Source organism: Meridianimarinicoccus marinus (assembly GCF_040689105.1).
Classification (GTDB): Bacteria; Pseudomonadota; Alphaproteobacteria; order Rhodobacterales; family Rhodobacteraceae; genus Meridianimarinicoccus; species Meridianimarinicoccus marinus.
This window is the reverse complement of sequence record NZ_JBFBVU010000007.1, coordinates 1-25,375: the sequence shown is the minus strand read 5'-3', so window position 1 is coordinate 25,375 and position 25,375 is coordinate 1. Positions and strand designations below refer to the sequence as shown.

The window sequence follows — 25,375 nt, the reverse complement described above, 5'->3', positions numbered from 1 at the left end:
AGATACTTCCACCAAATCCCGCATCCGCAACCGAACCAACCCGAGAGCCAGCAACCCGCACAATTCGGCGCGGCGTTCACGGGGCGTCATCCGGTGGGCGGGAAATGGGTTGGGGCGCTTCATTGGCCATCCCCTGCGCCGGGCCGCGCAGATGAAAGGCCAATACCTTTCCAACCACGGGAGCGATTGACGTAGGACGCACTGTGACCGCGCAATCGCATCGCTTCGCCGAAAGTCTTGATGGAGCCGGGCGGTACCGCGGCGTCTTCGGCCCAGCATTTCCAGGACGCAAAGAGCGCCTTGGATCGGGCTTGCTGTCCCGGGCCTTCGCTGCAGCACTCCGTGACCCACTGGCCAACCAGGTCTTCCTGATCGAAATACTCATCGCCGGCATCGCGCACACGCCGGGGAGGCCTCAGGCCGACCCGTAGCCATTCTGCGCAGCCGGCAAGCATCCAGCGCAAGATACCGGCGCTTTCCTCCCGAAGCGTTCGGGTCAATTGAGGGTCGCGTTGATCGGGTGGGATCGTCACCTCGAAGGGCACGAGGTGAAGCCGGCGACGCATGGCTTCGCCGTGTCCGGCAAGCTGCGGGCGATGATTGCCGGCAATGACCAGTTTGAATTGCCGTCTGAATTCGAAATGATCGTGGCGCATGAAGTTGGCCCGGATATTTTCGCCTCCGGTCACCGTCTTTATCCGCGCCTCGGCCCAACTGTGGCCCTGTTCCGTTTCGGGAACGATCACGAGTCGGGCGGCCTTCAGTCCCGCCAGTTCGGTCAGATGACGAGATGCCCGCGACGCCATGAAGGTCTCGAGTGTCGAGGTTGCGGCGTAATCTGCAAGCACATGGGCCAGAGCCGAGAGAAACACCGACTTGCCGTTGGCGCCGTCGCCATGAAGGAAGGCGAACATATGCTCTTGCGTCGAACCGGTCAGGCAATAGCCCGCCAGGCGTGCCAGATAGGAGATCAATTCGCCGTCGCTATCCGTGATCTCGTCGAGAAACGCAGTCCAGCGGGGGCAATCGCCGCCAGGGGCTACAGCCGTAATCTGTGTGATCATCAGCGCGGGATCGCAGGGAATGACCTCGCCGGTCTCGAGGTCGATCACGCCGGAGGGCGTGTTCAGGAGCATGGAATGCGCATCCCAATCCGAGGGGCGCGTTGCGATGCGCGGATCGCTGGCGGCAATGCGCAGGCAGGCCATGATGGTTTTTTCGCTTGCGATCCGGCGCGCGTCGCCCGGCTTGTCGCACTCGGCGGCGGCGACCCGGCAGATCTGGCGCGCCAGTTCCCGCACGGCACCGGTTCCGTCGCGGGTCCAGACCTGGCCCGACCATTGGAACCACGCGCCCCAGGCGGCGACGAATTTCCAGCCTTGCGAATGCGCCGCCGCGAAGCGATCCGCCAGTGCATCTTCGCTGTTGCCAGCGACGGGATGGGCCACGTCGTTGGCGGCGTCATTCCTGTCGGATGGAAACGGGCCATGTTGCTTGGCGTCGCGCTTGCGAAGCGCCTCAAACTCACGGTGCAGCCGGGGCTCGGGCCATGGCGGCCGGATCATTGCGGCATTGTGGTCGCGTACGGCCTCCCAGGCTTGGTCGAGAGTGCAGCCTTGCCGACGCGCTAGCCTGATCCAGTGGCCGATCACCTTCGAGATGGCTTCAAAGCGGGTCAGGCCGTCGACGCCTTCCGCATGGACCGGCGTGATCGCGAGGGTCCGAGCATCAGGACCTGGCTTTTGGACTGAACCGGTGTCAATCCCGATCCGGCCACCAACAAGCGGTGGCATTTGCGCGCCCGCGCCCTCGAGTTCGGAAAGGTCGTATTCGCGGCGCGTGCAAGCGATGATCTTGACCGGTGCAAGGATGCCGTTCTTGCCGTGGATCGTGCCCGGGACGCGAATGGGCTGATGTAGGCTCTTGAACGATGTGTCGCCGCCGAGCTTGTCGGCCAACAGGCCCCGGAGTGCTGCGATACGCGTCAGATCGTTGCCTACGGCCGCTTCGGTCAGCCGCCAGTAGAGGTGCCGTTTGATCTGCCCGGCTCCTGTCACGCCTCCCGAGGCGACTTCCAGCGATGGTGCCCCCAAATGCCTGGACGCATGGTCCCGCTTCGCGTCGATATCGCCGTGATCAAGATCGATGAGAATGACGCCGGTCTGGATGATGTCTTCGGCGCGCGCAGAGCCGGGGCTGGCAACAGTGCTCGGAACGACATAGACGGCACGGTGTTCCTCGGCTGCCTGTGCGGCAACATTGATCAGCAGCGGCGCAAGCTCGTCGGCATTGGGGAAATGAAACCGGCCCGGCGTGTCCCGAGTGCCGGTTTCGCTGAGCAACCGGACAGGCGCGCACCCCTCAAGATAGCCGAAGACAGTGTCGCAAAACGTTGAAATGGCTTCCGGTTCGATGGCGGGGCGCGCCTGGTTCAATGCTGGCGGCGTCATTGGTTCGCCGCCCTGCCGCCGCGAAGCCGGTTCTCAAAAGCGAGAATATCCCGCATGCGGTAGCGCACCGATCCCCCGATGATACTGAAGGGCGGACCATCCGCCGCGGCGCGCCAGCGCTGCAGTGTCCGACGGGAAACTCCCCAATGGCGCGCCAGCGCGCGTTCACTGACAAAGCGGTTCGGCGTGCTCTCATCGATCCAGTCTTGCGTGTCCTGTGCCATCGTTCGTGCCTCGAAGTTTCGTCTTCGAGACCAGGTTTACCCGAGACCAGGAGTGCATTGGGCCGCGTGGCGTGACATGAGGTTGCCCGCGGCGTGACAGTGACGGCGCTGAACAAGCCGATTCAGAAGCCGTCAAGCGTCGTTGACGTGACAAAACCATTCGTGACGTGACATTTGCCGGGTTGGCGTCAGGTGGACGTGGGAAAGATCACGATTCGCTGTCTCGACGGACCAGGATTTCCGGATCAAGCCGATATCCGCAGGCTGCTCGATGCTGGAGCAGCAATTCTCGCTCCGGGTCAATGTCGTGCAATTCCAGAAAGCTGGATCGAAGCATTGTCCGGCAGCGTTTGACGCTCTGCCGGATGACGTCTTTCGTTGTCCCCAGACGTTGTGCAAGATCACCGGATTGGACGTGACGATGATTGCAGCGCTCCAATCCCGCGCATTTGTCCGCGAAGTATTCCGCCTTCAGTACGTGCGGCACCGTTGCTGCGCGTCCTGTAAGCCGACACATCCCGACCACCGAAACCACCGGCGCGCCCCCTTCTTCGAGGAATTCGATCATCAGCGGTGCCTGCGGGTCGGGACGCAGGTCAACCTGTTCGACCTTGGGAACAATGTCGGCGCGTGGCGCGCTTTCGCGCGGGTCGACCGGCAATGTCAGCGAATCCGATGACTGCTTGCCGAGGAAAAGCGCGATGAGCGAGCTTTCCGGAAACCTCTCATGCAGGATGTCGTCGCTTTTTTCCACGAGCATGCGCTCGAGAACGCCCTTGACGCAGTGGCCATGGCGCGCGTGCATGCCCAGACACTGATCAAGGGTATCCGATTTACGTTGTTCCGGGTGTCCCTCTGCAATCCGGCTGAACTCGAGGCCAAAGCGGCCTACAAAGCCACGTGCGTCCAGGGTCGTCAGATGCATTGCGTGGCGCGTCCATTCCACTGCCATGGTTCTGGACTGCGTGGTTTCACGTGCGCCGAACAACACGTCGGTGCCATAGTCCTCGGCAAAGTCGTGGGCTTCCAGGCCAGCGGCAAGGATCGCAAATCGCCGATCAAGGCACTGCGAGCAGGTTCCACAATGGGTATGGAGCGTGGTTTGTTCACGGATGCTGGTGCAACTGACCGTGCGAGAAATGCTGTCTGCGCCGCCGTTCTGCGCGATGCGCTCGACCACGTCGCGTTTCGTCATCCATTTGTAGCGGTTTTCGATTGGCGCGTAGGTTTCTCCCAGGGTCTGCATCAATCGGTCAAGTTCCCGCAGGGCGAGGGGATGAGTCGTCCGTGTCGCCATCGCGCCGACAACCTGCGGGCTGATGGGCAGGTTGTGGCTGATCACGCCGTTTTCGTAGAAGCTCACACGCCTGGCTCCGAACACGCCTGCAACAACCTGACCGAGGGCGGCGAAGAGGAATGATCGCGAGCGCTGCGAAGAGTCGCTGGCTTCCTGGCCGCGCCTTCGGGCGAGGACATTGATGTGCAGCATCCGGTTTGGAAACCGGTCGGCCAGGTGTTTTCCGAGTTCAACCTGACGCGGGATCGCTTTCTGAGCCGATCGATGGGTGAGAAGGATTACCTTGGCTGAGGTCGTTGAAAGAGCTTCCAGCGCGCCGGCGAAGGAATCCAGCCCTCCTGAGAACAGAATGACCTCTTCGGCATCGAACGCCGCGCCGGTAGGGTCGAGATCAAGGAAGGGTTGTCTTTCGACGTCTGTGGCTTTTTCAGTGAATGCGAAACTGACAGAGTCTTCGGTCAGGAAGCCAACGGTGTTAACCAGGGCCGCGCCCACGTCGGGGCGGTTCCAGAAGGTCGGGTTGCGAACAGGGATCGTGAAAGAGAAGGACCGACGCCAGCTGCTTCCCATTTCGGGGCGCGTTGGTCCACCCCTGGGTACCGCGCCGTCAGCAAAAAAGACTGTTGACGCGATCTCCAGCAAGTCGAGATGCAGAGGGTCGATCTCCGCGCGTGCCATGGCGCGGATCGCGTCGGTCCTGAGTTGGAAACTTGGGTTCGGTCCATTGATCCGGACAAAAAGCGGGTCAGGCTCTCCCTGTACGTCTATCCGGGCCTCAGACAATGCGTATCTCCCGCGTCCTGAGGTCATCGACGATCTTCTTGAGCGCCACGTGGCCAAAGCAGGCGGCGGCTTCGGTACTGAAGCCACCATCCCGGTGCAGGGTCTTGCCGTACCAACCGCCTGAGAATTCCTTGATGATGCGCGAAGACTCCCAGGAGAAGTGCTCAAGTTCGATGTCAAATGCACTCCGTGAGGATACATTGACGAAGCGCTGGTCCGTGCCAACGGCGGTGTCGAGTGTTCGATCCAGCCAATAGGAGAGCGTCTCGCTCAGAAGCGTGCCGAAGAACCGGCGCGAATACTCGGCGATCCCCTTGTTCCAGGAAAGGTTGCGGGTCGCCGCCTGGACATCTTCGGGCGTCGCTCCGAACAGCCCGGGCAAAACATCGCCGATCGTTGTTGCCAACGTCGATGCAAGCGCACGGGATGCCATTTCGCCGAAATCACTATTCGCCGGTGCCGCCGCCCGCCGCTGATCGAGCGTGACAGTGACCGCGGTTACAAGATCGAGCAGTTCCGGTCTGTTCGGAACGTCGAGCCCAATCTTTCTGAGGGCAGCCCCGAAGTCCTCGACTCTTGCCGCAGCAGGGATTGCCAACAACAGCCTTACGGCTTCCACGAAGATCGGATCGCGGCTGGCCCGCAGCAAGTCGGTCTGCGCTGCCTTGGCGCTGGCGGCGATCACGGCCTCGGGCGCTGCCTGGCCGGACAGCAGGTCCACGACATCCTTCCAGTGCCTGGTTTTCGGCAGAACGCCGAGTGTCGTGTGCCCCATGACAACCGCCCCCTCCGAGCATCCCGTCAGTACACGACATGCGGGAGTGATCTGTCAAACCGTCTGTCAGTGGGGGGCAGAGAAGCGGGTGCAACAGATGCTACAGAAGAAAACGTTCTCTTCTTCACGCGCGCGCGTGAGCACTGAATGAATTTACCTGTTGCATCTGTTGCATCTGTTGCATCTGTTGCGGTGAGGCCCCGGATCACGCGCTATCCGCCAACTGGGGGCGGCTATCGTCTTCTCGGTTTCCTCTGGGACGTGTCTTCATCTGTCGGGCATTGTCGGTAACTGTCTGGGTTATATGCGCTTTCCTGGATTGCTATACTGCCATTGAAGCGCCCCGATGCGGGCGGACAATTCCAAGGCGGGGGTCATGATGGCAGCAAAAGCGGACAAGCGGGCGCGTGAGATACGCCAGTGCCCGGTCGCCGATCTGATCCCCTACGCCAACAACGCGCGGACGCATTCGGAGGCTCAGGTGGCGTTGATTGCGGGCTCGATCCGGGCGTTCGGGTTCAACAACCCGGTGCTGGTGGATGGCGACAACGGCATCATCGCAGGACATGGCCGGGTGCTGGCGGCGCGCAAGCTGGGGCAGGCGACGGTGCCGGTGATCGAGCTGGGGCACCTGAGCGATGCGCAGAAGCGCGCCTACATCCTGGCCGACAACCGGCTGGCGGAGCAGGCGGGCTGGGACCGGGAGTTGCTGGCGCTGGAGCTGGGGGAGGTGTCCGACCTGGGCGTCGACCTCGGCGCGCTGGGGTTCGAGGGTCCCGAGCTGGACGCGTTGCTGGGGCATGGTGCCGCCGATCCGGTGGAGGAGCAGACCCCCGAGCCGCCCGCGCAGCCGGTCTCGCGCGCCGGTGATCTGTGGTGCCTCGGGGCGCACCGGCTGCTGTGCGGCGATGCCACGGATCCGGAGGCCGTGGCGCGCCTGCTGAACGGGATCGCACCGCACCTGATGGTGACCGATCCTCCTTATGGGGTGATGTATGATCCGGCCTGGCGCAACGCGGCCGGCGCGTCGCAGACCAAACGCACCGGCAAGGTGCGGAACGATGACCGGGCCGACTGGCGCGCCGCCTGGGCGCTGTTTCCTGGCGACGTGGCTTATGTCTGGCACGGCGCGCTGCATGCGGGCACCGTGGCGGAAAGCCTGGTCGCCGAGGGTTTTGAGATCCGGTCGCAGATCATCTGGGCCAAGGAGCGGCTGGTGCTGAGCCGCGGCCATTACCACTGGCAGCACGAGCCCTGTTTCTACGCGGTGCGCGGCACCGGGCACTGGTCCGGCGACCGCACGCAATCGACGCTCTGGGCGATCCCCAGCCGCGATCAGGACGCCGAGACGGTTCATGGCACCCAGAAGCCGGTGGACTGCATGCGCCGCCCGATGCTGAACAATTCCAGCCCGGGGCAGGCGGTCTACGAGCCCTTCTGCGGCTCGGGCACCACCCTGATCGCGGCCGAAACCACCGCCCGCACCTGCCATGCCATGGAGCTGGACCCGGCCTATACGGATGTTGCCGTGCAGCGCTGGCAGGCCTTCACCGGCAGGGTGGCCACCCTGGAGGACAGCGGGCACAGCTTCGATGAAACGGCGTTGGCGCGACGGCAGGCGGCGGCATGAGCGATAGCCTGCGCCGCACCTGTGCCCCGGGGGGTGGGTCGATCTTCCGGGGGATCGGGCCGACAACCGCCCCTCCCGCCCTGTGCAGACGCGGCCACAATTCGAACCGGGGGTCGCGGCATGACTGACATCGATGGAGGCCGATGATGGCGCCGCGCGGACCCAGGACGAAACCCACGAAGCTGAAGGTGCTGGCTGGCACGGCGCGCAAGCATCGCCTGAACCCGAATGAGCCGCGCCCCGAGGTTGCACGCCCCGATGTGCCCGACCACCTGACCGATGCCGCCCGCCAGGAATGGGACCGGGTGGTCGTGAAGGTGGTCGATCTTGGCCTGATGAGCGACCTCGACCGGGCGGCGCTGGCCGCCTATTGCCAGGCCTATGGCCGCTGGGTCGCGGCAGAACGTGCGCTGGCCCGCGTGGCGGCCAAAGACGCGCTCACCGAGGGGCTGATGCTGCGCACCAAGACCGGCAACGCCATCCAGAACCCGCTGGTGGGGGCGGCGAACAAGGCCATGGCGGACATGGTGCGCTATGCCAGCGAGTTCGGGCTGACCCCCTCGGCGCGGACGCGCGTGAGCGCCGATGCCGTCGTGGATGACAATGATCCCTTCGCCATCTTCGACAGCCCCCGGGCATCCCGGTGAGAGGCCGCAAACCCATACCCCGGGCCGCGACCCTGGCCGCCACGCCCCTGGAGGCCCTGCCGCGCTGTCCGGCCCATCTGAGCGCTGCGGCACGCCGGGAATGGCGCCGTCTCGCCACGCCGCTGCATGCGGCCGGACTGCTGACCCTGGCGGACCGGGCGGCGCTGGCGGCCTACTGCCAGGCCTATGGACGCTGGGTGGAGGCCGAGCAGAAACTGGCCACGACCCCGATGCTGCTGAAAGCCCCGAGCGGCTACGTGCAGCAATCGCCCTGGCTGGCGGTGTCGAACAAGCAGATGGAACTGATGGGCCGCTACATGACCGAACTGGGCCTGACCCCGGCGGCGCGCAGCCGGGTGCCCCGGATGGAGCCGGGCACCGCGGCCGAAGCGGTGACGGATATCCGCCTGGTGGCGGTCTACCGGGACGCGGACGGCATCCTGCGCGAAGAGCCCATGTACGACGCTCGCACGCCCGAGGTCCCGAAGATGGGACAGACACTGACCTGCGACCTCGACGCAGATCTCTGAAATCCCTACGCATTCGGAGCGTTCCGAGCCATGACCAAAGCTGCGCAACGAAGGTCAGGCAGGTTTGTACATGCAACGCAGAGCCCGAACTCTCCGCTCGTCGTCCTCTACCAGGCTCCTTTCTTCCCATACGCCCGGTTCCCGGCCACCACGCTTGATCGCTTACGAGCGCGTCTCAACCGCGCGTTAAGGCCAGAGCGGCCTCGGGTTCGATGCACAGCGCAGGGCCATCGACATCTTCGTCGAAGAGCGCAGTGCCATCCTCATCGCCCGCTTCACCGAAGTGGAGAGCGGCACCCGCGGCGACCGGCCGGAGCTGACAGGAGCGCTTGATCTTGCACGACTCACTGGCGCGACGCTGATCATCGCCAAGCTCGACCGGCTGTCGCGCAACGCCGCCTTCCTGCTGACACTGCGCGATTCGGGTGTACATTTCCTTGCCGTGGACCTGCCCGAGGCCAACGACCTGACCGTCGGCATCATGGCGCTGGTGGCGCAAGCCGAACGCGAGGCGATCTCCCGCCGCACGAAAGAGGCGCTGGCCGCCGCCAAGGCCCGTGGCGTGAAACTGGGAAACCCCAATGGTGCCGCCGCGCTCCGGCGGGCCGGGCAGGGCGGCGCGCACTTGCGGGCCACGGTCAGGGCCAACGCGGACGCCTTCGCCGAAGGAATGGCCGAGGTGGTCACCGACGTCAGGGCGCAGGGCCACACCTCCCTGCGGGCCATGGCCAGGGAACTGAACCGACGCGGCATCCAGACCCGCCGGGGCGGGCATTGGCACGCCTCCAACGTGCGAAATATTGTGAAGCGGATCGAAGGTCATTGAATAAACTGGAACCAAGAACCGGCATTCAGGTCATGAGCCGGCGCTTCAGTTCAGGGTCAGGCAAGGCGCACATGTCGGAACGGCCGAACCGATAGCGATTGCGGGCAATCCGGCGATAGATCCACGCGCGGCCATGGCGGGGAACCACACGCATCACCGAGGCAAGATGCCCAAGACCACCCGTGCATTCGCCGATCCGGATGATCGCCTCCATTCCCGACCAGGCCCGACCGTTGTCCAGGAACAGCCAGGTCTCTGGATCGTCGGGCTCCAGACCGTAGTGCCGGACCAGAGCCGTTCCGGTCGAAGACTGGACCGGGCAGATCCGAAAATCTCCGGAGCGATCCAGCCGGACGATGGTGCGGGCCCCCCAGGAACACAGGGCACACGCGCCATCCATGACAGCGATCGGCCCGCCATCATCGAAGTCCGGTATGTCGGGGTCTTCCCGGTAGGAATATGCCTTTTGCTTTCGAAGGTCGGCCATTGGTGTCTCCCAACATGTTCGGCCGAAGAATGCCTCGATTTCCAGCCCAGGGAAACCGCATGCAGGGCTACCAACCGGCGGGAGCACCTTCGTCGACGGACTCAGCGTCGACAATGCCACCGGCATCGTCGACCAGCCCCGGCTGCCGCGCTTCAAGGCGTACTACAACTACGACAACTACGTCGGCGGGACATGGGCGAAGATCGGCCTCAACAGCACCGACTACAATGATCAGGGCTGTTTCGATGCCGGGACCAACCTGTTCACAGCACCCGTCGATGGCACCTACCTCTTCGGCGCGACGCTGCTCTACAAGGTCAACGCCAGTGCCACGGCGAGGATGCGCGGGCGGCTCGTGCTGAACGGCACGACGGAGATCAAGGGCTCGTTCGGCGAGATCTCCGGCGCACATGTCTCTGAGGCCACTTCGCTCTGGCTTCAGACCATGGTGGTGCTCAGCGCCGGAGATACCGTCGAGCTGCAGGGGTATTTCCGAGCGGCGGATGGGTATGTCGCCGCCGATCACACGTCGTTCTGGTGCGCGAAGGTGGGGTGACGGTTCGGGGACACCCGGCTTGAGATTGGCGTCCCAGCCGATTGTTGCAACGACCTTTTATCAATCGCCTGAATGGGACGGGGAATCTCCGGCTTTTGTCGTAAGCGGTTCGCTGCCCGAGGTCGATTCGACCTCATCCGGGATGCCGTCGGGCGAACCGTGTGGAGGGTACCGCAAGCTGTTGTTCATCTTCTCTCGTTCCGCCGATGAGAACCAGGGAAATGGCAACTCTTTGCTTCGGCGCCATTCATCGACCGCATCTTCCGCATCGACAGTTTTCTGTGGATCACGGGGAGTGTCCCGCGAAACGTAGAGCGTGCGAGAGGGGAAAGCGAAAGACGTACCCGCGCTCTCAACGATGTCCTTCAGGCGCAGAAGAAAATCTTCCCGAATGGCAAAGAAATCGTTCCATTCCGTCACCTGCGCGTAGACTCTGATATCGATGTTCAAAGAAGATTCGCCATAGCCCGCAAATCGGATCCGGACGGTATCGCTATCGATCCTGGGATGGGCGATTGCCATTCTGCGTGCCTCAGCCAGTACATACCGCAGCTGATCCGAACTTGTACTATATATCAGACCGATCGTGGGATTGATCAGCATCTGATCGCATCGAGCCCAATTGATTAGTTCCATGTTTACGAACTGGGCGTTCGGAATCGAAATTATGGTGCGATCCAAGGCACGTACATTTGTGGAACGGACACCGATTTTTTCGACGATCCCGCTGTAGGGCCCAAATTCGCACCAGTCTCCGACTCTGATCGGTTTGTCGATGTATAGCACAAATCCACCGATCAGGTTCTCAAGTGTCGGTCGAATTGCCAAGGCACCAGCCAATCCGCCAACGCCGAGCCCTGCCAATACGCTGAGCGCGGGAAATCCGAGGGTTTGCAATCCATAGGCGATGATCCACACCGCACCGATGAGAGCGATCATATGGGCGAGCATCTGACTAAGACTGTCCCCCGCATCATCACCAGAACCAGTTCGCGAAGACCATATTGCCGCCGCGCAGGCCAGGATTGCATTCCAGAAAACGGCCGCAAGCGTTCCAAACCAGATGACAGCCAACAATGCGTTCGCCCCATCGGCGAATCTGCCGGTGACGTTGATCTGTCGCGTCAGGAGGTAGTGAAAGAAGACAAGGACTGGCAGGATCGACGCGCAATAGATCAGCTTGGAAACCGGGGGCAACAGGTTGCCACGCCGCGCAACGGGTAGCGCAGCGCTGACAAGCGCCGCAGCCACAAACAGAACGAAGCCTGCCACCACCGAGAGGACAACCTTCCAAAGCGGTGTGCCCCAGGTATCCTTCTGGAATGATGGAGGGATCGACCCGACCCACGTGGCAGGTAACCACGGCCCGGCGAATTGCTCGAGTTCGTCTCTCCAGTTCACTCCAGTTTCAGCGGTCGTTGTGCTGTCCAGTCCGACCAGAAATCGGGGAGCGGTTCGTATCGTTGTTTTGTCGAACAAAAACTCGCCGACGCGCTCACCTTCATCGACGCGCGAGAGGCGTATTGGAGTGTTGGGAACAACGTATGCCCCAAGCCCATCGCCGATCATGGCAGATTTGTCCGGTACTGTATCGAGATCTAATGGTGGGATAATGTCCCAGATGTCCAGAAGCACCATTGCAGTCAGCAAGCCATTGCGCTGTTTGACGGCGTCCGGTTGGTCAGTCAGATCTATGAGGGAGGTGAGTTCATCGGTAAGGAAAACGATACGATCGAATTCCTCGCTCGTGCGTGCGCTCTGGTACCGCTCCAACGATTCTTCCAACAACGCCTTTAGAGTGGAGAATGTCGCCAAGGTTTGCTTTGGAGACTCAGTTCGCACAGCCGGTAGATCCGCTTCGAATGACCGAGCGCTACCCAGTGTAGATACAGATAGGGTGGCCGTCACAGCCGCAATCAGGCCGATAACCGCCAGTCCCAGAACCAGAACACGGATCAATCGCGACATCGCGGTATCATCTTCGGGCACCCTGTCGAGAATGGCGCATCAGAATGGCTCAACAAGATCAGCGGTCATTGCGTAACTCACCTCGATCCGGGCCTCGCCGTCGGAATACCGGACGGTCTGTTCCGACAGGTTCGACGAAAGTGTGCCGCTGATCCAGATCGGCGTGTAAAGGCCCGCAACCTCGACCCCGGCGGGATAGCGGACATGCACCATCTGGTTCGGCGGCGGCGGCGGCGTATGGATACAAGCCCCCACTGTGGGAACAAGAAGGAACTCGACAGCGCGACCATCTTTGAGATCGAGCGGAAGCAGATAGCCCGGCATCCGGATTTCCGACCCGATCATATCCGGGCGCGTCGAAACCGCCTCCTCTCGTCGCTTCTCCATGATCATTTGGCGCTGTTCGAACAGCCAATCTATGTCCAGGTCCTGTGCCTTCAAGCGCAGGCGGGCAGCTTCGGCGCTTGTCAGCAGTTCGTCCGTGAGTTCATCCTCCGCGAAGGATTGCGCGCGAAGAACCGTTCTCAGATCATCGAGTTGCTCATTTGTAAGGTTTGCGAAGGGATTCTCGTACGTTGCTGGTGGAGGAGCGAGGTCGTCCCAACCGATCTGAAGTGCTGCTCCCAGGCACGTGGACGCACTGATGAGGAGTGCGAGAATGCTAACCGAAATAGTACGTTGGACGATATTCATGGACACGTCTCCCATGGGTTACAGCCTGAAGGATAGACCATCGGCCAATGTCATTCGATAGACCCGGAGGGCCGGCACAAAGCTGGCGGCCAGTCCGGCCACCAAAATCGCGAGCAACAACCAGCTTTCACGCAACAGAGATGCGCTTGCGTCGACCTGCAGTCCAAACCGGCTAAGAAGCACCGGCTCCAACATTTCAGTCAGGGCTCCGAGCAAAACCAATCCCAGTAGCAGGCCCGCCGACGTCACGAGCCCCGCTTCGAGAACGATAAGAGAGAAGATGCGGAAGGGCGTGGCTCCAACGGAGCGAAGGATCGCGAATTCGCGTCGGCGCACCTCCAGCGAGGCCGAAAGCATGACGACCATCGCCACGATACCAGCCAAGGCGACAGCCGATGCCATCAACACAATGACCTGCTCCGCTGCGCCGGTGATCGACCAGAGTTCAATCAACGCCATAGCTGGAAGCACGGCGCTGAGAGGTTCTGCGGGATATTCCGAAATGGCTCTTTGGATGGAAAGGACCGCGCCGCGATCGGCCAGCCCGACATAGATCGCGTTGATCTTGTCAGGTTCATGGGCGTGATCGTGATCGTGATGGTCGGCCTCAACGCTGTCTGTCGCGTCCTCGGCGTGATCGTATTTGGCGCTGGTTTCCTGCCCGAACGGATCGACACTTTTGGTTTTTTCGGCGTGCAGTTGGTCGAACCCCTCCAGCGACACGAAAACCATGCGATCCACGGTCGTGCCCGTCGACATGAGAATTCCTGCGACGACAAAGGGGGCCTCGTCGTGCAGATCGAAGGCCACCTCGCCTGCGCCATGTGCATTGACTATAGTCGCGCCAATCTCATAGCCAAAACGCGTGGCGATCTCTGCTCCGATAACAGCGCCGTCTGCCTCCGAGAAGGAATGACCTGATGTGAAAGCGAGCGGTCTTCCGTTGCTATGTCTGAAATGCTCGAAATATGCAGGCGTTGTGCCTACAACCGGATAGCCGCGGTGGTTGTCGCCCATCGCAATCGGTACAGCCCAAGCCACCTGCGGCAGGGCCTCGACCATCTCGTAGGTGTCCCAGTCGATGCCCGGTCCAGTCGAACCCACCCCAAAGACCGTCGCCATGAGGACCTGCACCGGATTGCCGCGCGACGCCACAATCAGATCGATGCCCGATGCCGAGTTAGCGAAACTCTCTTTCGCGGAAACACGCAATCGCTCGACGCCGATCACCAGAAATACACTGAGTGCGATCGCAAGAACGGTGAGGGCCGCCACGAAACGCCGGTTCCATAGGCTTCCAACAGCCAGGGAGAGCGTGGTCTTCATACCTTGTTGACCTCGGCAATATCCAACACGCGATCGAAGCCCTCTTCCAGCGACCTGTCATGGCTTACAAAAAGTAAGGCAGACCCCACCGATTCACATTCTCGTTTCAGCAGGTCCAGAAAGGATGTTTTTGCATCTTCGTCGAGTGCTGACGTTGGTTCATCCGCCAGTATCAGTTCAGGCGCCCCGATGAGCGCGCGTGCTGCCGCAACCCTCTGCTGCTGGCCAACACTCAATGACATGGCTAGCGCGGAAACCAGCGCGGGGTCTGACAATCCGAGTTCGTCGAGCAATCGCAGAGCGGATAGCTTCGGATCTGCGCCCGTCCGCTCACGACGGCGTCGAGAGAAGCGGCAGGGCATCAGAACGTTTTCCAATGCCGATTGCCAAGGGATCAGGTTGAACATCTGGAAGATCAATCCGACGTGATCGACTCGAAACCGATCCCGTGCACCGCTCCTGAGTTGTCCGACGTCAGTTCCGGCAACAGAGATGCTCCCCGTCGGTATATCGACGACTCCGGCAATCGCTGCCAGTAGCGTCGACTTTCCTGATCCGCTTGGACCACGGAGGAAAACGCGTTCCCCCTTCTCGAGGCCAAGCGCGTCGATCCGCAGAACAGGCACATCTCCCTTTTTCCAGGCGTACTCAAGCTTGGTGACGTTCAGGACTTTCGCGCCACTGCCGATCAACTCTCGCCTATGCCGGAGTCCGATTTCCGGCAACATCAGAAGCGCTGTCCCAGATATAGATAGAGGAACCCGTCTCCGTCATTGTTGATGGCGTAATCCGCCGAGTAATCCAGTGCGAATTGTTGCGAAAGGCGAAACCTGACACCAAGGCCGCCGGCGTAGCCGCCATTGTCAGTGGAGATGTCTCGAATGCTGCCTCCTCCGCCGCCTACATCGGCAAAAGCCACGTAACCAATTCGCTGGGACAGTCGGCCCCGGAATTCAACCTGCGCAGAGGCGGAATAATCCTCAAGATAGCTCAGCGCCGAGAACCCCCTTGCACCATCGACGAAGCCAACGCCGCAGGTGTCGAAAAAAGGTGCATTGTCGGAAGCGCCGCAAAACACGGCCTTCCCAGCAATAACGCCGTTCTCTCCCACCGACTGGTAGCCGGATAGTGAAAGGACGTTTTTCATGTAAGAGCGATCATCGAGTTGAAATCGATCGTTGAAGACGGAGTCGATTTCCTCCGCAAAGGTGATCGCGGCAGAACCGACAACACCCGACGTCGGATAAAATGTATCGTCCCTTGTGTCGTATTTGAGATCGAAGGTCAGGCGACCAAGTTCGGTGTCGAGATCGGGCTGCAGGAAGCCCGGAAGTTCATCGATGAGATCGCTGTCAAGCTCGATCACTGTGTCCACATAAGCAAGTGTTGCCGAGGCTTCGAATTGCGGCGTGAAATTATAGCCAAGCTGGACACCGCCTCCTGTCAAAGACTGCCTGAGCGAAATGTCTTGCTCACCAAGGAAAGGTAACACGACCGGAAGATCGTAGTTGATGTCGCCATCTACGGCTGCGGCTCCCAGTGTCCACCTGCCATCTGCAAAATTGACGATCCCACCGAGACCGTAGCCGACTGTTCCGTTCGAAGTCTGCATGTAGCCAAGACCCAAGCCGGAGGGTTTCGAACCCGGCAAGGTGAAGAGATACCCGGCACCAAGGGTGAGGCCAGAACCGATAACATCGTTTGTGAACGGGATCGGAGCGAGAATAGTTGACCCCGCTCGAAATCCGAAATCGGAATCGACGACGGCTCCCGCGGTCTTCGTCGCCGGCCTCAAGGCTGCGTCAGCTGCAATGGCGGATCCTGGTCCGGCTGCGCCCACACAGAATGCCGCGAAGGCGGCAAGGCAGTTCCGCAACCTGTACGCAGTCCAAGTGCAATCTGCTCCCATTCCGGTCGATCCTTGTTTGTTCGAATATTTTCTTCCTGACCTTTGCTTCAAGATCAAAGGTCAGGAAGCGGTGGCGCTTCCAGCGCTGCAGCCGATGCGAAAGCGCCAGCTCCCGAAACGCGTCAGAACCTGAACTTCGCCCCAAGGAAGGCGCCCGAAAGGTTCAGGTCGTCGAAGGGGCCGAACTCGTCAAACTCCCAGTCGAGGTACCGATAGCCGAGCGCGACATCGACCTTTTCGAACCGGTAATTAACCGCTGCGGCGGCCTGCCAGGTCAGATCGCTCTGACCGGTTCCGACATCGCCGTAGTAGGAAAGATACCAGTTCTCGTTGATGTCCGTCTGACCTCGGAAACCGACGACCCCATCGACGTTGGAGCCGGAGTCTTCTTCTTTCACATCCAGGCCAGCCGCGCTGAGTTCGATCGTAGAGTCGAGCCAGAGGTAACGAAGCCCGCCGGTGATATCGAGTTGAGTTCCCGGGCCTTCATAGATCCGATAACCGACGCCCAAGGTGCTGATGACACCGCGAAGATCCACCTTTCCGTCGATGTCCACATCAAAGCCGAGCACGTCTACAGTGGTGTCGCCTTGTTCCTCGACATCCAAATAGATCAAATCGCCGAAGACAGTCCATTTGCCCTTCTGCGCCGCAACTGTTCCCATGAGGCCGAAATTCAGATCTTCGATGATCTTGTCGATACCCATTTCGATATCGGTACCGGTCGTCGTTTCTCCGCCAAGGGAAGCGCCCCAGAAATAGAGTTCGGCGCCCCATTGCCAGCTGTCCGACATCGCGTCCTGCGCCGACGCGCTCACCGGCGCGGCCATCAACGCGATGGCTGCAAGCGCCGAAGTACGACGCGTAGTGTAGAAACTCATGATCCGTTCCTTTCAATATGTCTCGTCGGCCTGCCTGCGCCCGGCATGTGGCAAACATCACGCGGTACCTGCAGCCAGTGACAGGATTTGGTGGGCAGACGACGGACAAAACCTGTCTGCTCGTCGCCCGCCAGAGGCTTAGTTCAGCGTGTTCTTGTAAATCACGCCGTCCTTCATGATGATCTTGATGTTGTCGCGGTCAGTAACCGGATCGAGGCTTTCCAACGGGTTGCCTTCGACGAGCAGGAGATCGGCCAGCGCGTCCACTTCGACCCGTCCGATAACGCCGGGATACGGATTGCGCGGCCCGGACAGTTGCAGCAATTCCGTCGCATTGCCGGTGGTCATCTTCAGGATTTCATAGGGTGTGAACCAGTCCAGAAGGCGCTCCAATTGCTCTACTTCTTCACTGACACCGATGCCTTTTCCGGGGCTGATGAAGATGTCGGTTCCGTGCACAACCTTGAGGTCGGGCAAGGATTTGATTGCCTCGTAGACCTTGCCGGTTCCTTCGCAGACAATTGCTTGCTTGGCGTTCTGCTCCGGGGTCAGCCCGGGCTCATTGCACAATGTGAATGGCTGGATGCTGAGCCAGACCCCTTCGTCCGACATGCGCTGTAACGTGGCTTCGTCGAGAAGCTGGCCATGCTCAACCGACTTGATCCCGCCATCGATGGCCTGGTTGACGGCGCGGGTCGAGTAGCCATGTACGGTAACGTAGGTGCCCCAATTCTCTGCGGCCGCCACCGCCGCTTCGATTTCCTCCAAGGTAAACTGCGTCGTATCGAGCGGATCGTTGATGCCGCTGACCGAACCGCTGATCGCGAGTTTGACCTGCGAGGCGCCAAGGCGAAGCTGCTCACGCGTTGCGGCGAGCATGAGCGGCACACCGTCGACGACCAATCCGGCGCCCTTCTGGCCGGGAACCGTCATCGTTCCGGTTATGGTCGGATTGGGTTCGACGGGGAGCCGGAAATCGGCGTGCCCGCTGGTCTGCGAAATCATGGCACCGGAGGGATAGACCCGCGGGCCGGGGACCGTGCCTTCATCAATCGCCCGCTTCAGGTCAAATACGTCTCCGGCCATGTCACGAACAGTCGTCACGCCGTTCATCAGCGTTTGTTCGGCGATCACAACGCCCTGGATCACCCCATAGCCCGGTCGTTGGAACAGGACCTCGGGAAACGTGATCCCGGAAAACATAAGATGCGTGTGCGAGTCGATCAGTCCGGGCATCAGCGTGTGGCCCTCACCATCGATCACCATGCCGCCGGCAACCGAAAGCTCTTCGGACGATATCTGAGTGATCACGTTGTCGGTGACGACGACGTTGACGTCCTCGATGAGGGCTTCGTTGACGCCATCGAAAACGTCTACGTTGGTGAACAGGATCGGTCCGTCAGACGTGCCTTCCTGTGCCTGGACTGCGCCGGAACAGATTGCCGCAACGGCAACCAGGGACGCTGTTCGGTTCCAGAGTTTCATTTCTTTCTTGCTCCAATGCTTGATGAACGGGCTTGATTGATTTCTTGCGCCGGGCGGACTTCGAGTGGATCTTGAGCGACAATCGTATTTCGGGCCGTGGGAACGGGCCCTTCGGCAACGAGGGTATCCGCGTCCAGCCGCCAAAGGCTCTGCATGCGCACCATTCCGTCGAGAAGATGGATGGTCTCGTCGCTCGCCTCGGCGCGGAGCGTTCCGGTCACGTTGACGGGCAGATAGATCGAACTCGTGCCACTTTCTGGCTCGAAGTACAGCCGTACCAGTTCGTTGGGCGGCGGCGCGGGAATATGGCTGCACATCCCGATCACCGGAACGAGATAACCGATCCGCTTGCCGTCCGGGCCTGTTCCGGCCGGGATCAGGTACCCTTCGAGGCGCACTGCGGCGCCTTCGAGCAACGGGTTCGTGGCGATCTGCGCCTCCCGACGTTTTTGGGCGACGGTCCAGCGCTGCGCCAGTAGCGCCGCGATATCGAAGCCAGCATCGGCGAGCGCCGCTTCGGCGTCCAAACGGCGCGCTTCGAGGCGCTTCCTGTCCTCCGGGGACAGCTCCGCCTCCGCAAGCCGCGCGCCGAGCCGGACGACCGTCCTGAGGTCGTTCAGCCGCTCCGGCCCCATCTCCAGATAGGGATCGACGAAGGCGCGGGCCGCCGGGTCCGCCAGATCGTCGAAGTCAACCGTGGCCGGCTCCGCTGCAAACCCGGCCGTCCCCGCGGAGAGGGCCATGGCGGTCGCGAGGATCACGCGCATCCCTTGTCCGCCCCCGCGGCGGCTCAATTGCCGCCCTCGGGCGGCAGGCCGGGGGCGATGTCGGGCATACCGGTGGAAAACTCGAGATTCCACGCCTCCTCGCTCACCGGCTCGAAGCGCGGCGTGGCCTCGGGCTCGAAGCGGATCGGCTGGCCCGGAAAGACGCTGAGCAACTCGTCGTCCCGCACCGCGACGGTCCCGTTAACGACAACCGCCTTGAACCCGGTCGACGGCACCAGCCCTTCGGCATAGGTCGAGTTGTCCGTCACCGTTGCTGGGTCGAACACGACGATATCGGCGACCATCCCTTCCTGCAGCCGACCACGTTCCTGCATGGCCTTTAGTCCGGTGTCGCCCAGGTGTTTGGCGGCGTTGTAGCTGAGTATCGACATGATCTGCATCAGCGGAATGTCGTTCTCTCGGGCGAGCCGGATCGCCTTGGCACGTGCGCCCGAGGTGCGCGGATGAGTGTTGCCAATCTGATCGGACGGCGTGTCCCACGCGCCAAAGAGCGGTGTCGCTGCCATCGCGTCACTTGCCATCGTCGTGCCGCGCAGCGTCAGCCAGCGCACCGAGTCCTCCTCTGGCATCTTGAAGAGGATGATCTCGCGGGTCGGATCGTCTTTCAGGGCCTCCTCGAACGATGCCGTCGTGTAGAAGTCACCGGTGATGGGGTCCTGCACCGTGTCCTCGTATCTATGGCCGAGCCTGTCCACCCAGTTTTCAGGCTGCATGAAGACCGCGTTCACCGTGGTTGCCCCAGCCGAGTAGGGATAGACCTCGCCCCAGACGTTGTGACCCTGTTCGGACAGACGTGTCAGCAATTCATGCGTCAAACGGTAGCCGGGATTGTTGAAGTGCAGGATCGAAACCGGCGCGTCGAGCGCGAGACCGTTGGCCAAAGCCTCCTGCGCGCCCACATTCTCGTTGGTTGCATTGTCCGGGGTGAAGCGCGTGTGGACGCCGGTGTGCCGGCCGTAGCGGGCGGCGACCTTCTGAACCTCGAACATCTCGCGCGAGGTAACACTGTTGCGCATGTAGCCCAGCGTGCTGCCGATCCCGACCGCGCCGTCCTGCAAGCCCTTGTCGAGGATGCGCAGAATCTCGTTGCCAGTGTCATAATCTGCCTTGGTCTGGCTCCAGCCGGATTGCTTGCGGGTTTCCAGAACAGCAATCGGGCCGCGCAGCAGGTTGTCCCCGCTGGCCCCGTCGATGGCGATAGAACGCGCGATCTCGTGGCTCGCCGCGCATCCGTAGTTGGCCTGCGTAACGCCTTCGCGCGCGGCATACCATTCCGGGATGAGGTTTGCAGCGCAGCCCATCTCCAGATCCATGCTGCTGGTCAGCCCGTCGTGCAGCCCGAACCTGTAGCCGATCGGTGCCTGCCAGTGAAAATGTGTATCGATGAAGCCGGGCGCGACGACGTGGCCCGTGGCGTCGATCTCGTCCGCGCCAGTCAGAGTGTCCTTCGAGATCTCGACAATCCGGCCGTCCGTGATCCCGACGTTGGCGATGTCGTCGTAGAGCGTCTCCGGGTCCATGACCCGTCCGCCGGTGATGACGAGATCGTAGTCCTGTGCAATGGCCGTTGAAGAGACGGACAAAGCAAGAAAGGTTGCAAGCGCGGTTGCTGAGCTTTGTTTAGCCAAGGTCTTTCCTCCCTGTCGAAAAACGCGAGATCCCCGGCCAAGCCAATGCTCGACCAGGGAGAAGGTGTTTCAGTCAACTTTTTCAGTTTGCGAGCGCATTCCGGATGGCAACTCCCGCTGGAATGTTCTGCACGACCGAGTCGTCCACCACGACCCGACCATTCACGACGACATAGGGAATGCCGGTCGAGGGCAGAGAGTTCTCGCCGATCTTGGGGGTCGAGTTATCGGTCACCGTCTCGGGATCGAAGATCGTGATGTCGGCGGCCGAGCCCTCCTGAACGCGCCCGCGGATCTTCATTTGGGGCACATGGTCTTCAAGGAACAAGGCCGGCTCGTAGCTCATCTTGGAGATGGCATCCATCAACGAGACCGTCCCGTCCTCACGCACCATGCGCAGGATCTTCGCGTGGGTTCCTGCGCCGCGGGCGTGTCCGTTCGCCTTGCCGTAGGGCGTGTCGAACGTTGCGGTAAAGCCAAGCTTGTTCCCGTCATCGTCTGTGATAATCCACGGCATCCCGTCCGATCCGACGATCACGCCCGGCCGGGCGAAGGCTTCGTCGATGTATTCCTGCTTCATGGTGTACATCAGCAGATCGGTTCCGGGCGCTTCCTTGCGCAGACGATCGAATTCCTCGTTCGTCAGCGGTTCGCCCGTCGCCGCCAGCTTGTAGTCCGAAGCCTGAATGCCCATCCGCTCTTCGAAACCCGGCGCATTGTAATCGGCATCCACATAGGTGCCGGCATATTCATAGGGGTAGAACTCGCCAACCACCTTCTGGCCGTTGGCCCGGGCCGAGTCGATCAGGTCAAGGCATTGCTTTGTCAGACCAAGACAGTTGCTCTGCACATGGTGGATCAGCATCGGCACGTTGTTCTCGCGCGCAATGGTCAGCATCTCCGTGATGCCCATGAAGCCGCTGGGCGGGATTTGGGCCAGATACCGGACATGCGTGGTGATTGGCACATCGTATTTGGCAGCCAAGCTGGTAACGCCCATGAGTTCCGGGCTGCCAACCACGGTGTAGTACCCGATGGGATAGGCAATTCCGATCCCACCTTGCTTCAGCTCCGTTTCGATCGCCTCGATGATCGCGCCCTCATCAAGCGGATCGAAGGTCTTCGTCTTGAACTTCGCTCCGTCCTGCATGGCTGCCCCGAGGGCCGGACTGTAGAGAACACGTCCGTCCGGTTCCTGCCCGTCGAGCACCGCCACACGCGCGCCGACATGCGCAACGTTGGTCCCGTAGTTCACGAAGGACTTGCCGTCCCAATATTCATAGAAGTTCTTGACCGGGAACGCGCCCACCTCGAGGTCCAGCGGAGTGGTCACGCCATCCCGAACATAGAGCTTGTGCCCGAACTCCGACTGAGCATGTGAGTGGTAGTCGATGAAACCGGGGGCGACCACGTGGCCCGTGGCGTCGATCACCCGCGCTCCTTCGAGTTCCTGGTCGGTGATCTCGGTAATGAAGCCATTGTTGATGCCAACATTGGCAACGGCATCGAAGCCGGTTTCGGGGTCCATCACCCGACCGCCCGCGATGACAAGGTCAAAGGACTGCGCAAAGGCCCCAGTGGGCAAGGCAAGGGACGCGAGAAGTAGGAGAGCGGTAGAGTTCTTGCTCATATTGAATAGTCTCCACTAACAGGTTTTTTAGAGATCGCCGGTTGTGTGTTCGCCGGTCTATTTCGGGAAAAGGAAAGTCACGTTGAATCGCGCACCCCAATCGGGACCGTTCTCGTTTCCATCGACATAGCGCCGGCCTGCGAGCTGGAAGCTGATCGGCTGCTTGCCGAATGTCACGAGCTTGCTGACGCCGGCATTGACCGGAACACTCCATTCCTCGGTGTTCCAGTCGTAGGTGGATTCCGTATTCAACGAGAAGGTCCAAGCGTCCGGCGTCGTATAGGTCAGGAACGGCTGCACGAAGGTCGTGTTGTACTGCTCGCGATCATCCGGTTCGTTGATGCCCCAGATGTGGTTGACCAGCCCGCCGAACGTCCAGCCGTTGGCCTGCCGAAGCGCAACGGCGGTCGGACCAAGGCCGAACTGCTTGCTGGAAAGCGCGTCGTCGGTTGCCGTTGGCAAGAGGGCGATCGGACCGAAGCCAAGAATCCAGCCTCCAACAGGTTGCTTCGGGGAGAAGAACAGGGACTGCTGGATATCTCCCAACCCCGAAATGTCGTCGAGTCCGGGCGCTGGAGCCTCAATGTCGACAAGGGGAATGATGGTCCGCGAAATTAGGTTCCAGTTCTCCCCGATGTCGAACGGAAAGACCGGCTCGATCAACAGCGTCCGGCGCGAGGTATCGTTCGGGCCGATGCCGTCGTCGTAGTTGAACTGGAACGGGACGCTGATCAGGCTCGCCACGGGGTTCGAAAGCTGCTTGGCAAGATCGGCATCCGCAAAGGTAACGTTTGATGTCAATGTCAATGTCAATGAGCAAGACAGCGCAGCCAGAGATGCACAGTTCGATCGTCTGTAAAACGCTTTCGTCATGCTATGACTCCCCCGCACAACATCCTTGATCGCCGACCACCAAGGGCTCTGCGAGCAATGCAATGACACCCAATGAACGTCGTGGTTCATCCGCGACGCCCAGTTGCTAACTGCAGAAAAAGCTTAGACAAACCCCGGAGGTCGGAAAGAAATTACATTATCCGAATCTTCCGTCTCTTGATGGGAAAGGAATTACGCTATCCGAATCTTCCGTCTTTTCTCTGCCTCGCGGCGCGGTGCATGCCAGGCCATAGTCGTGGACGGGCATATTGGGGAATGTGCACGAGAAAACGCCCAGCTTCAGGCTGGGATGAGAAACGCCTACGACCGACTCTAATCTGGAGAACTGAGTGTGACCGACGGTGTTTCTCCGAAGAGGTTTCTGTACTCCGTTGAAAACCGCCCCAAGTGAGTTAGTCCAAGCGAGAGGGCGACTTCTTTGACTTTCGTCTCGTCTGGTCGGGACATCGCGAGTGCCGTTCGGGCCTGCATCAGACGTCGTTTCTTGAAATAGTTCAGGGGGGAGGTCCCGTAGACCGAATTGAAGGCATCGTAGAACACCGTGCGTCCCACGCCTGTGGCCCTGCACAGATCTGCGAGGGACACCGGCGCTCCCTCGGCCGCCATAAAGTGCTCCTCGGCACCTCTCACAATCCGTTGATAGCTCTTTGCGAGCGGCATCCGCATGCCCGTAACTGGTGTGCCAGCCATGTACGCTTCCAACATGACGTCATACAGGCATTCGGCGATCACAGCCTGGCGGGTGTGGTGGCAGCCCGAACCGGCGGATAGTTCAGCAAGGCAGGCGCTCAGGGAACGGCGCAGCCGGATTGCCGACAAAGGCGGCAGGTACAGGGCGCCATCATGCAGATGGATTTCGTCAGGCTCCACGCCCTCGAGCGCGGCCAGTGACCTGACAAAACTGTCCCGGTTCAACCCGATAGTGAAGTAGTCGCGCCCGGCGCCCCGCGTCGAATATCCGTCTGGGCCAGAACTGATGTACAGGGTTGAAGCGGAAGCGGAGACGCCGTTGAAAAAATACTCACCGCGCCAGTGGACTGGCACCACGAAAGCAATCAGGGACGGGTCGGGAACGATATGACCGACGCTGAGGGGGTCGACACGGTTCCTGATGAGCCAGGTCTCTTGAGCGCGGCCTACAACCGCGTCAATCTTGTACTCGCCATTGCCAAGCTGAGTCTGGTGGGCCTCCAAGACCGGAGACGCCTTGGCAAGAGGTTCGAAGACCGCCGACCGAATAACCTGTGAGGTTCTATCCGTTCGAGAATCTATCACATTCATTCCGAGAACCTCCTTTCTCAGTGCGCCCCTTCCCGCCAATAGGGGCACAGGCGTCCTCGTGCCTCAAGTAGCCCGTAGTGTCACATCTTCCATGTCGGATCAGATTATCCGGTCTAAGAGCGTCCAAAGACGTTCTTAACCGAGCCGCTGAAACAGAGGGCGGCAGTGCCAATTGACCCGCACCGGGTTTGCCGGAGGCTCCAACTCCTGAGTAGGATGGAGCATCATGACAAAGACAACGAACAAGTATTCACCGGAAGTACGCGAGCGCGCTGTGCGGATGGTTTTGGAAGGCGCAGGGCAGCATGAAAGCCGTTGGTCGGCGATCCTGTCGATTTCATCGAAGATCGGTTGCGCGCCTCAGACGCTGAACGAATGGGTCAAGAAGGCCGAGGTCGATACCGGCCAGCGCGGCGGTATCACGACCGAGCAGACCGAGAAGATGAAGGAGCTTGAGCGCGAAGTGCGCGAGCTCAAGCAAGCCAATGAGATCCTGCGCAAAGCGTCTGCATATTTTGCCCAGGCGGAGCTCGACCGCCCACTGAAACGATGATCCGGTTCATAGAAGACCACCGCGCGGATTATGGGGTCGAGCCAATCTGCCGTCTGCTGCCGATTGCCCCTGCAACATTCTATGATCATTTGGCCAAGCGCACTGATCCTTCGCGCCTTTCGGATCGCGCCAAG

Annotated in this window: 22 protein-coding genes, 2 pseudogenes and 1 other annotated feature; of the genes and pseudogenes, 7 read left to right on the top strand and 17 right to left on the bottom strand. The window is 60.8% G+C overall.

Annotated features, from left to right (window positions below; all coding sequences use genetic code 11):
• Positions 1–119: 119 nt before the first annotated feature.
• From AB0T83_RS07525 to AB0T83_RS07510, 4 genes are all read right to left on the bottom strand, one after another.
• The gene (locus AB0T83_RS07525) at positions 120–2,450 is read right to left on the bottom strand and encodes a phage/plasmid primase, P4 family (RefSeq protein ID WP_366192422.1); all 2,331 of its coding nucleotides are present in this window, start codon (positions 2,448–2,450) and stop codon (positions 120–122) included.
• Entirely contained in the window at positions 2,447–2,674 is a 228-nt protein-coding gene (locus AB0T83_RS07520) for a helix-turn-helix transcriptional regulator (protein ID WP_366192421.1), read from the bottom strand. Before AB0T83_RS07520 ends, AB0T83_RS07525 begins: the two co-directional genes overlap by 4 nt.
• A gap of 208 nt (positions 2,675–2,882) precedes the next feature.
• Entirely contained in the window at positions 2,883–4,649 is a 1,767-nt protein-coding gene (locus AB0T83_RS07515; RefSeq protein WP_366192420.1) for an adenine nucleotide alpha hydrolase family protein, read from the bottom strand.
• Between the two features lie 97 nt (positions 4,650–4,746).
• Positions 4,747–5,475 carry a hypothetical protein gene (locus tag AB0T83_RS07510; RefSeq protein WP_366192419.1) on the bottom strand — a complete coding sequence of 243 codons (729 nt, stop codon included), beginning with the start codon at positions 5,473–5,475 and terminating at the stop codon, positions 4,747–4,749.
• 430 nt (positions 5,476–5,905) lie between these two features.
• On the opposite strand from AB0T83_RS07510, the gene AB0T83_RS07505 reads away from it, so the two are divergent.
• The 5 genes and pseudogenes from AB0T83_RS07505 to AB0T83_RS07485 all read left to right on the top strand — a co-directional run bounded on the left by AB0T83_RS07505 (position 5,906) and on the right by AB0T83_RS07485 (position 9,162).
• Positions 5,906–7,159 carry a site-specific DNA-methyltransferase gene (locus AB0T83_RS07505; protein WP_366192418.1) on the top strand — a complete coding sequence of 418 codons (1,254 nt, stop codon included), beginning with the start codon at positions 5,906–5,908 and terminating at the stop codon, positions 7,157–7,159.
• Between the two features lie 146 nt (positions 7,160–7,305).
• Positions 7,306–7,806 carry a phage terminase small subunit P27 family gene (locus AB0T83_RS07500; protein WP_366192417.1) on the top strand — a complete coding sequence of 167 codons (501 nt, stop codon included), beginning with the start codon at positions 7,306–7,308 and terminating at the stop codon, positions 7,804–7,806.
• Positions 7,803–8,336 (top strand): phage terminase small subunit P27 family, encoded by a 534-nt coding sequence (locus AB0T83_RS07495; RefSeq protein WP_366192416.1) that lies wholly within the window; start codon positions 7,803–7,805, stop codon positions 8,334–8,336. Before AB0T83_RS07500 ends, AB0T83_RS07495 begins: the two co-directional genes overlap by 4 nt.
• A gap of 220 nt (positions 8,337–8,556) precedes the next feature.
• Positions 8,557–8,889, top strand: a pseudogene (locus AB0T83_RS07490) (recombinase family protein); the annotation flags it as partial.
• Positions 8,890–9,006: 117 nt separating this feature from the next.
• Positions 9,007–9,162 (top strand): recombinase family protein, encoded by a 156-nt coding sequence (locus AB0T83_RS07485; protein ID WP_366192545.1) that lies wholly within the window; start codon positions 9,007–9,009, stop codon positions 9,160–9,162.
• A 25-nt stretch (positions 9,163–9,187) separates the two neighbouring features.
• Here AB0T83_RS07485 and AB0T83_RS07480 read toward each other — a convergent pair whose 3' ends face one another.
• Entirely contained in the window at positions 9,188–9,649 is a 462-nt protein-coding gene (locus AB0T83_RS07480; protein WP_366192415.1) for a thiol-disulfide oxidoreductase DCC family protein, read from the bottom strand.
• A gap of 340 nt (positions 9,650–9,989) precedes the next feature.
• Here AB0T83_RS07480 and AB0T83_RS07475 point away from each other — a divergent pair, with 340 nt between their 5' ends.
• Positions 9,990–10,205: a hypothetical protein gene (locus AB0T83_RS07475; protein ID WP_366192414.1), complete on the top strand. Its 216-nt coding sequence runs from the start codon at positions 9,990–9,992 to the stop codon at positions 10,203–10,205.
• A gap of 60 nt (positions 10,206–10,265) precedes the next feature.
• On the opposite strand, the gene AB0T83_RS07470 is transcribed toward AB0T83_RS07475, so the two are convergent.
• The 12 genes from AB0T83_RS07470 to AB0T83_RS07415 form a co-directional block, all read right to left on the bottom strand.
• The gene (locus tag AB0T83_RS07470; protein ID WP_366192413.1) at positions 10,266–12,173 is read right to left on the bottom strand and encodes a mechanosensitive ion channel family protein; all 1,908 of its coding nucleotides are present in this window, start codon (positions 12,171–12,173) and stop codon (positions 10,266–10,268) included.
• A gap of 39 nt (positions 12,174–12,212) precedes the next feature.
• Positions 12,213–12,866, bottom strand: a complete 654-nt coding sequence (locus AB0T83_RS07465; RefSeq protein ID WP_366192412.1) for a DUF3299 domain-containing protein — start codon at positions 12,864–12,866, stop codon at positions 12,213–12,215.
• A gap of 18 nt (positions 12,867–12,884) precedes the next feature.
• Positions 12,885–14,192, bottom strand: a complete 1,308-nt coding sequence (locus tag AB0T83_RS07460; RefSeq protein WP_366192411.1) for an ABC transporter permease — start codon at positions 14,190–14,192, stop codon at positions 12,885–12,887.
• On the bottom strand, positions 14,189–14,920 hold the full coding sequence (locus AB0T83_RS07455; protein WP_366192410.1) for an ABC transporter ATP-binding protein: 732 nt from the start codon (positions 14,918–14,920) through the stop codon (positions 14,189–14,191). Before AB0T83_RS07455 ends, AB0T83_RS07460 begins: the two co-directional genes overlap by 4 nt.
• Positions 14,920–15,987 carry a BamA/TamA family outer membrane protein gene (locus AB0T83_RS07450; RefSeq protein ID WP_366192409.1) on the bottom strand — a complete coding sequence of 356 codons (1,068 nt, stop codon included), beginning with the start codon at positions 15,985–15,987 and terminating at the stop codon, positions 14,920–14,922. The genes AB0T83_RS07455 and AB0T83_RS07450 overlap by 1 nt, the downstream gene beginning before the upstream one ends.
• Positions 15,988–16,223: 236 nt before the next feature.
• The gene (locus tag AB0T83_RS07445; RefSeq protein WP_366192408.1) at positions 16,224–16,982 is read right to left on the bottom strand and encodes a porin family protein; all 759 of its coding nucleotides are present in this window, start codon (positions 16,980–16,982) and stop codon (positions 16,224–16,226) included.
• 138 nt (positions 16,983–17,120) lie between these two features.
• Positions 17,121–18,467 carry a metal-dependent hydrolase family protein gene (locus AB0T83_RS07440; protein ID WP_366192407.1) on the bottom strand — a complete coding sequence of 449 codons (1,347 nt, stop codon included), beginning with the start codon at positions 18,465–18,467 and terminating at the stop codon, positions 17,121–17,123.
• Complete coding sequence (locus AB0T83_RS07435; protein ID WP_366192406.1) at positions 18,464–19,234, bottom strand: DUF3299 domain-containing protein; 771 nt, start codon at positions 19,232–19,234, stop codon at positions 18,464–18,466. The genes AB0T83_RS07440 and AB0T83_RS07435 overlap by 4 nt, the downstream gene beginning before the upstream one ends.
• A gap of 23 nt (positions 19,235–19,257) precedes the next feature.
• Positions 19,258–20,883 carry an amidohydrolase family protein gene (locus AB0T83_RS07430; protein WP_366192405.1) on the bottom strand — a complete coding sequence of 542 codons (1,626 nt, stop codon included), beginning with the start codon at positions 20,881–20,883 and terminating at the stop codon, positions 19,258–19,260.
• A gap of 82 nt (positions 20,884–20,965) precedes the next feature.
• Positions 20,966–22,513 carry an amidohydrolase family protein gene (locus AB0T83_RS07425; protein WP_366192404.1) on the bottom strand — a complete coding sequence of 516 codons (1,548 nt, stop codon included), beginning with the start codon at positions 22,511–22,513 and terminating at the stop codon, positions 20,966–20,968.
• Positions 22,514–22,570: 57 nt separating this feature from the next.
• Positions 22,571–23,386 (bottom strand): transporter family protein, encoded by an 816-nt coding sequence (locus AB0T83_RS07420; RefSeq protein ID WP_366192403.1) that lies wholly within the window; start codon positions 23,384–23,386, stop codon positions 22,571–22,573.
• A gap of 333 nt (positions 23,387–23,719) precedes the next feature.
• Complete coding sequence (locus AB0T83_RS07415; protein ID WP_366192402.1) at positions 23,720–24,688, bottom strand: helix-turn-helix domain-containing protein; 969 nt, start codon at positions 24,686–24,688, stop codon at positions 23,720–23,722.
• Between the two features lie 226 nt (positions 24,689–24,914).
• Here AB0T83_RS07415 and AB0T83_RS07410 point away from each other — a divergent pair.
• Positions 24,915–25,375, top strand: a pseudogene (locus AB0T83_RS07410) (transposase); the annotation flags it as partial.
• Positions 25,196–25,312, top strand: a sequence feature (AL1L pseudoknot). (Overlaps the previous pseudogene by 117 nt.)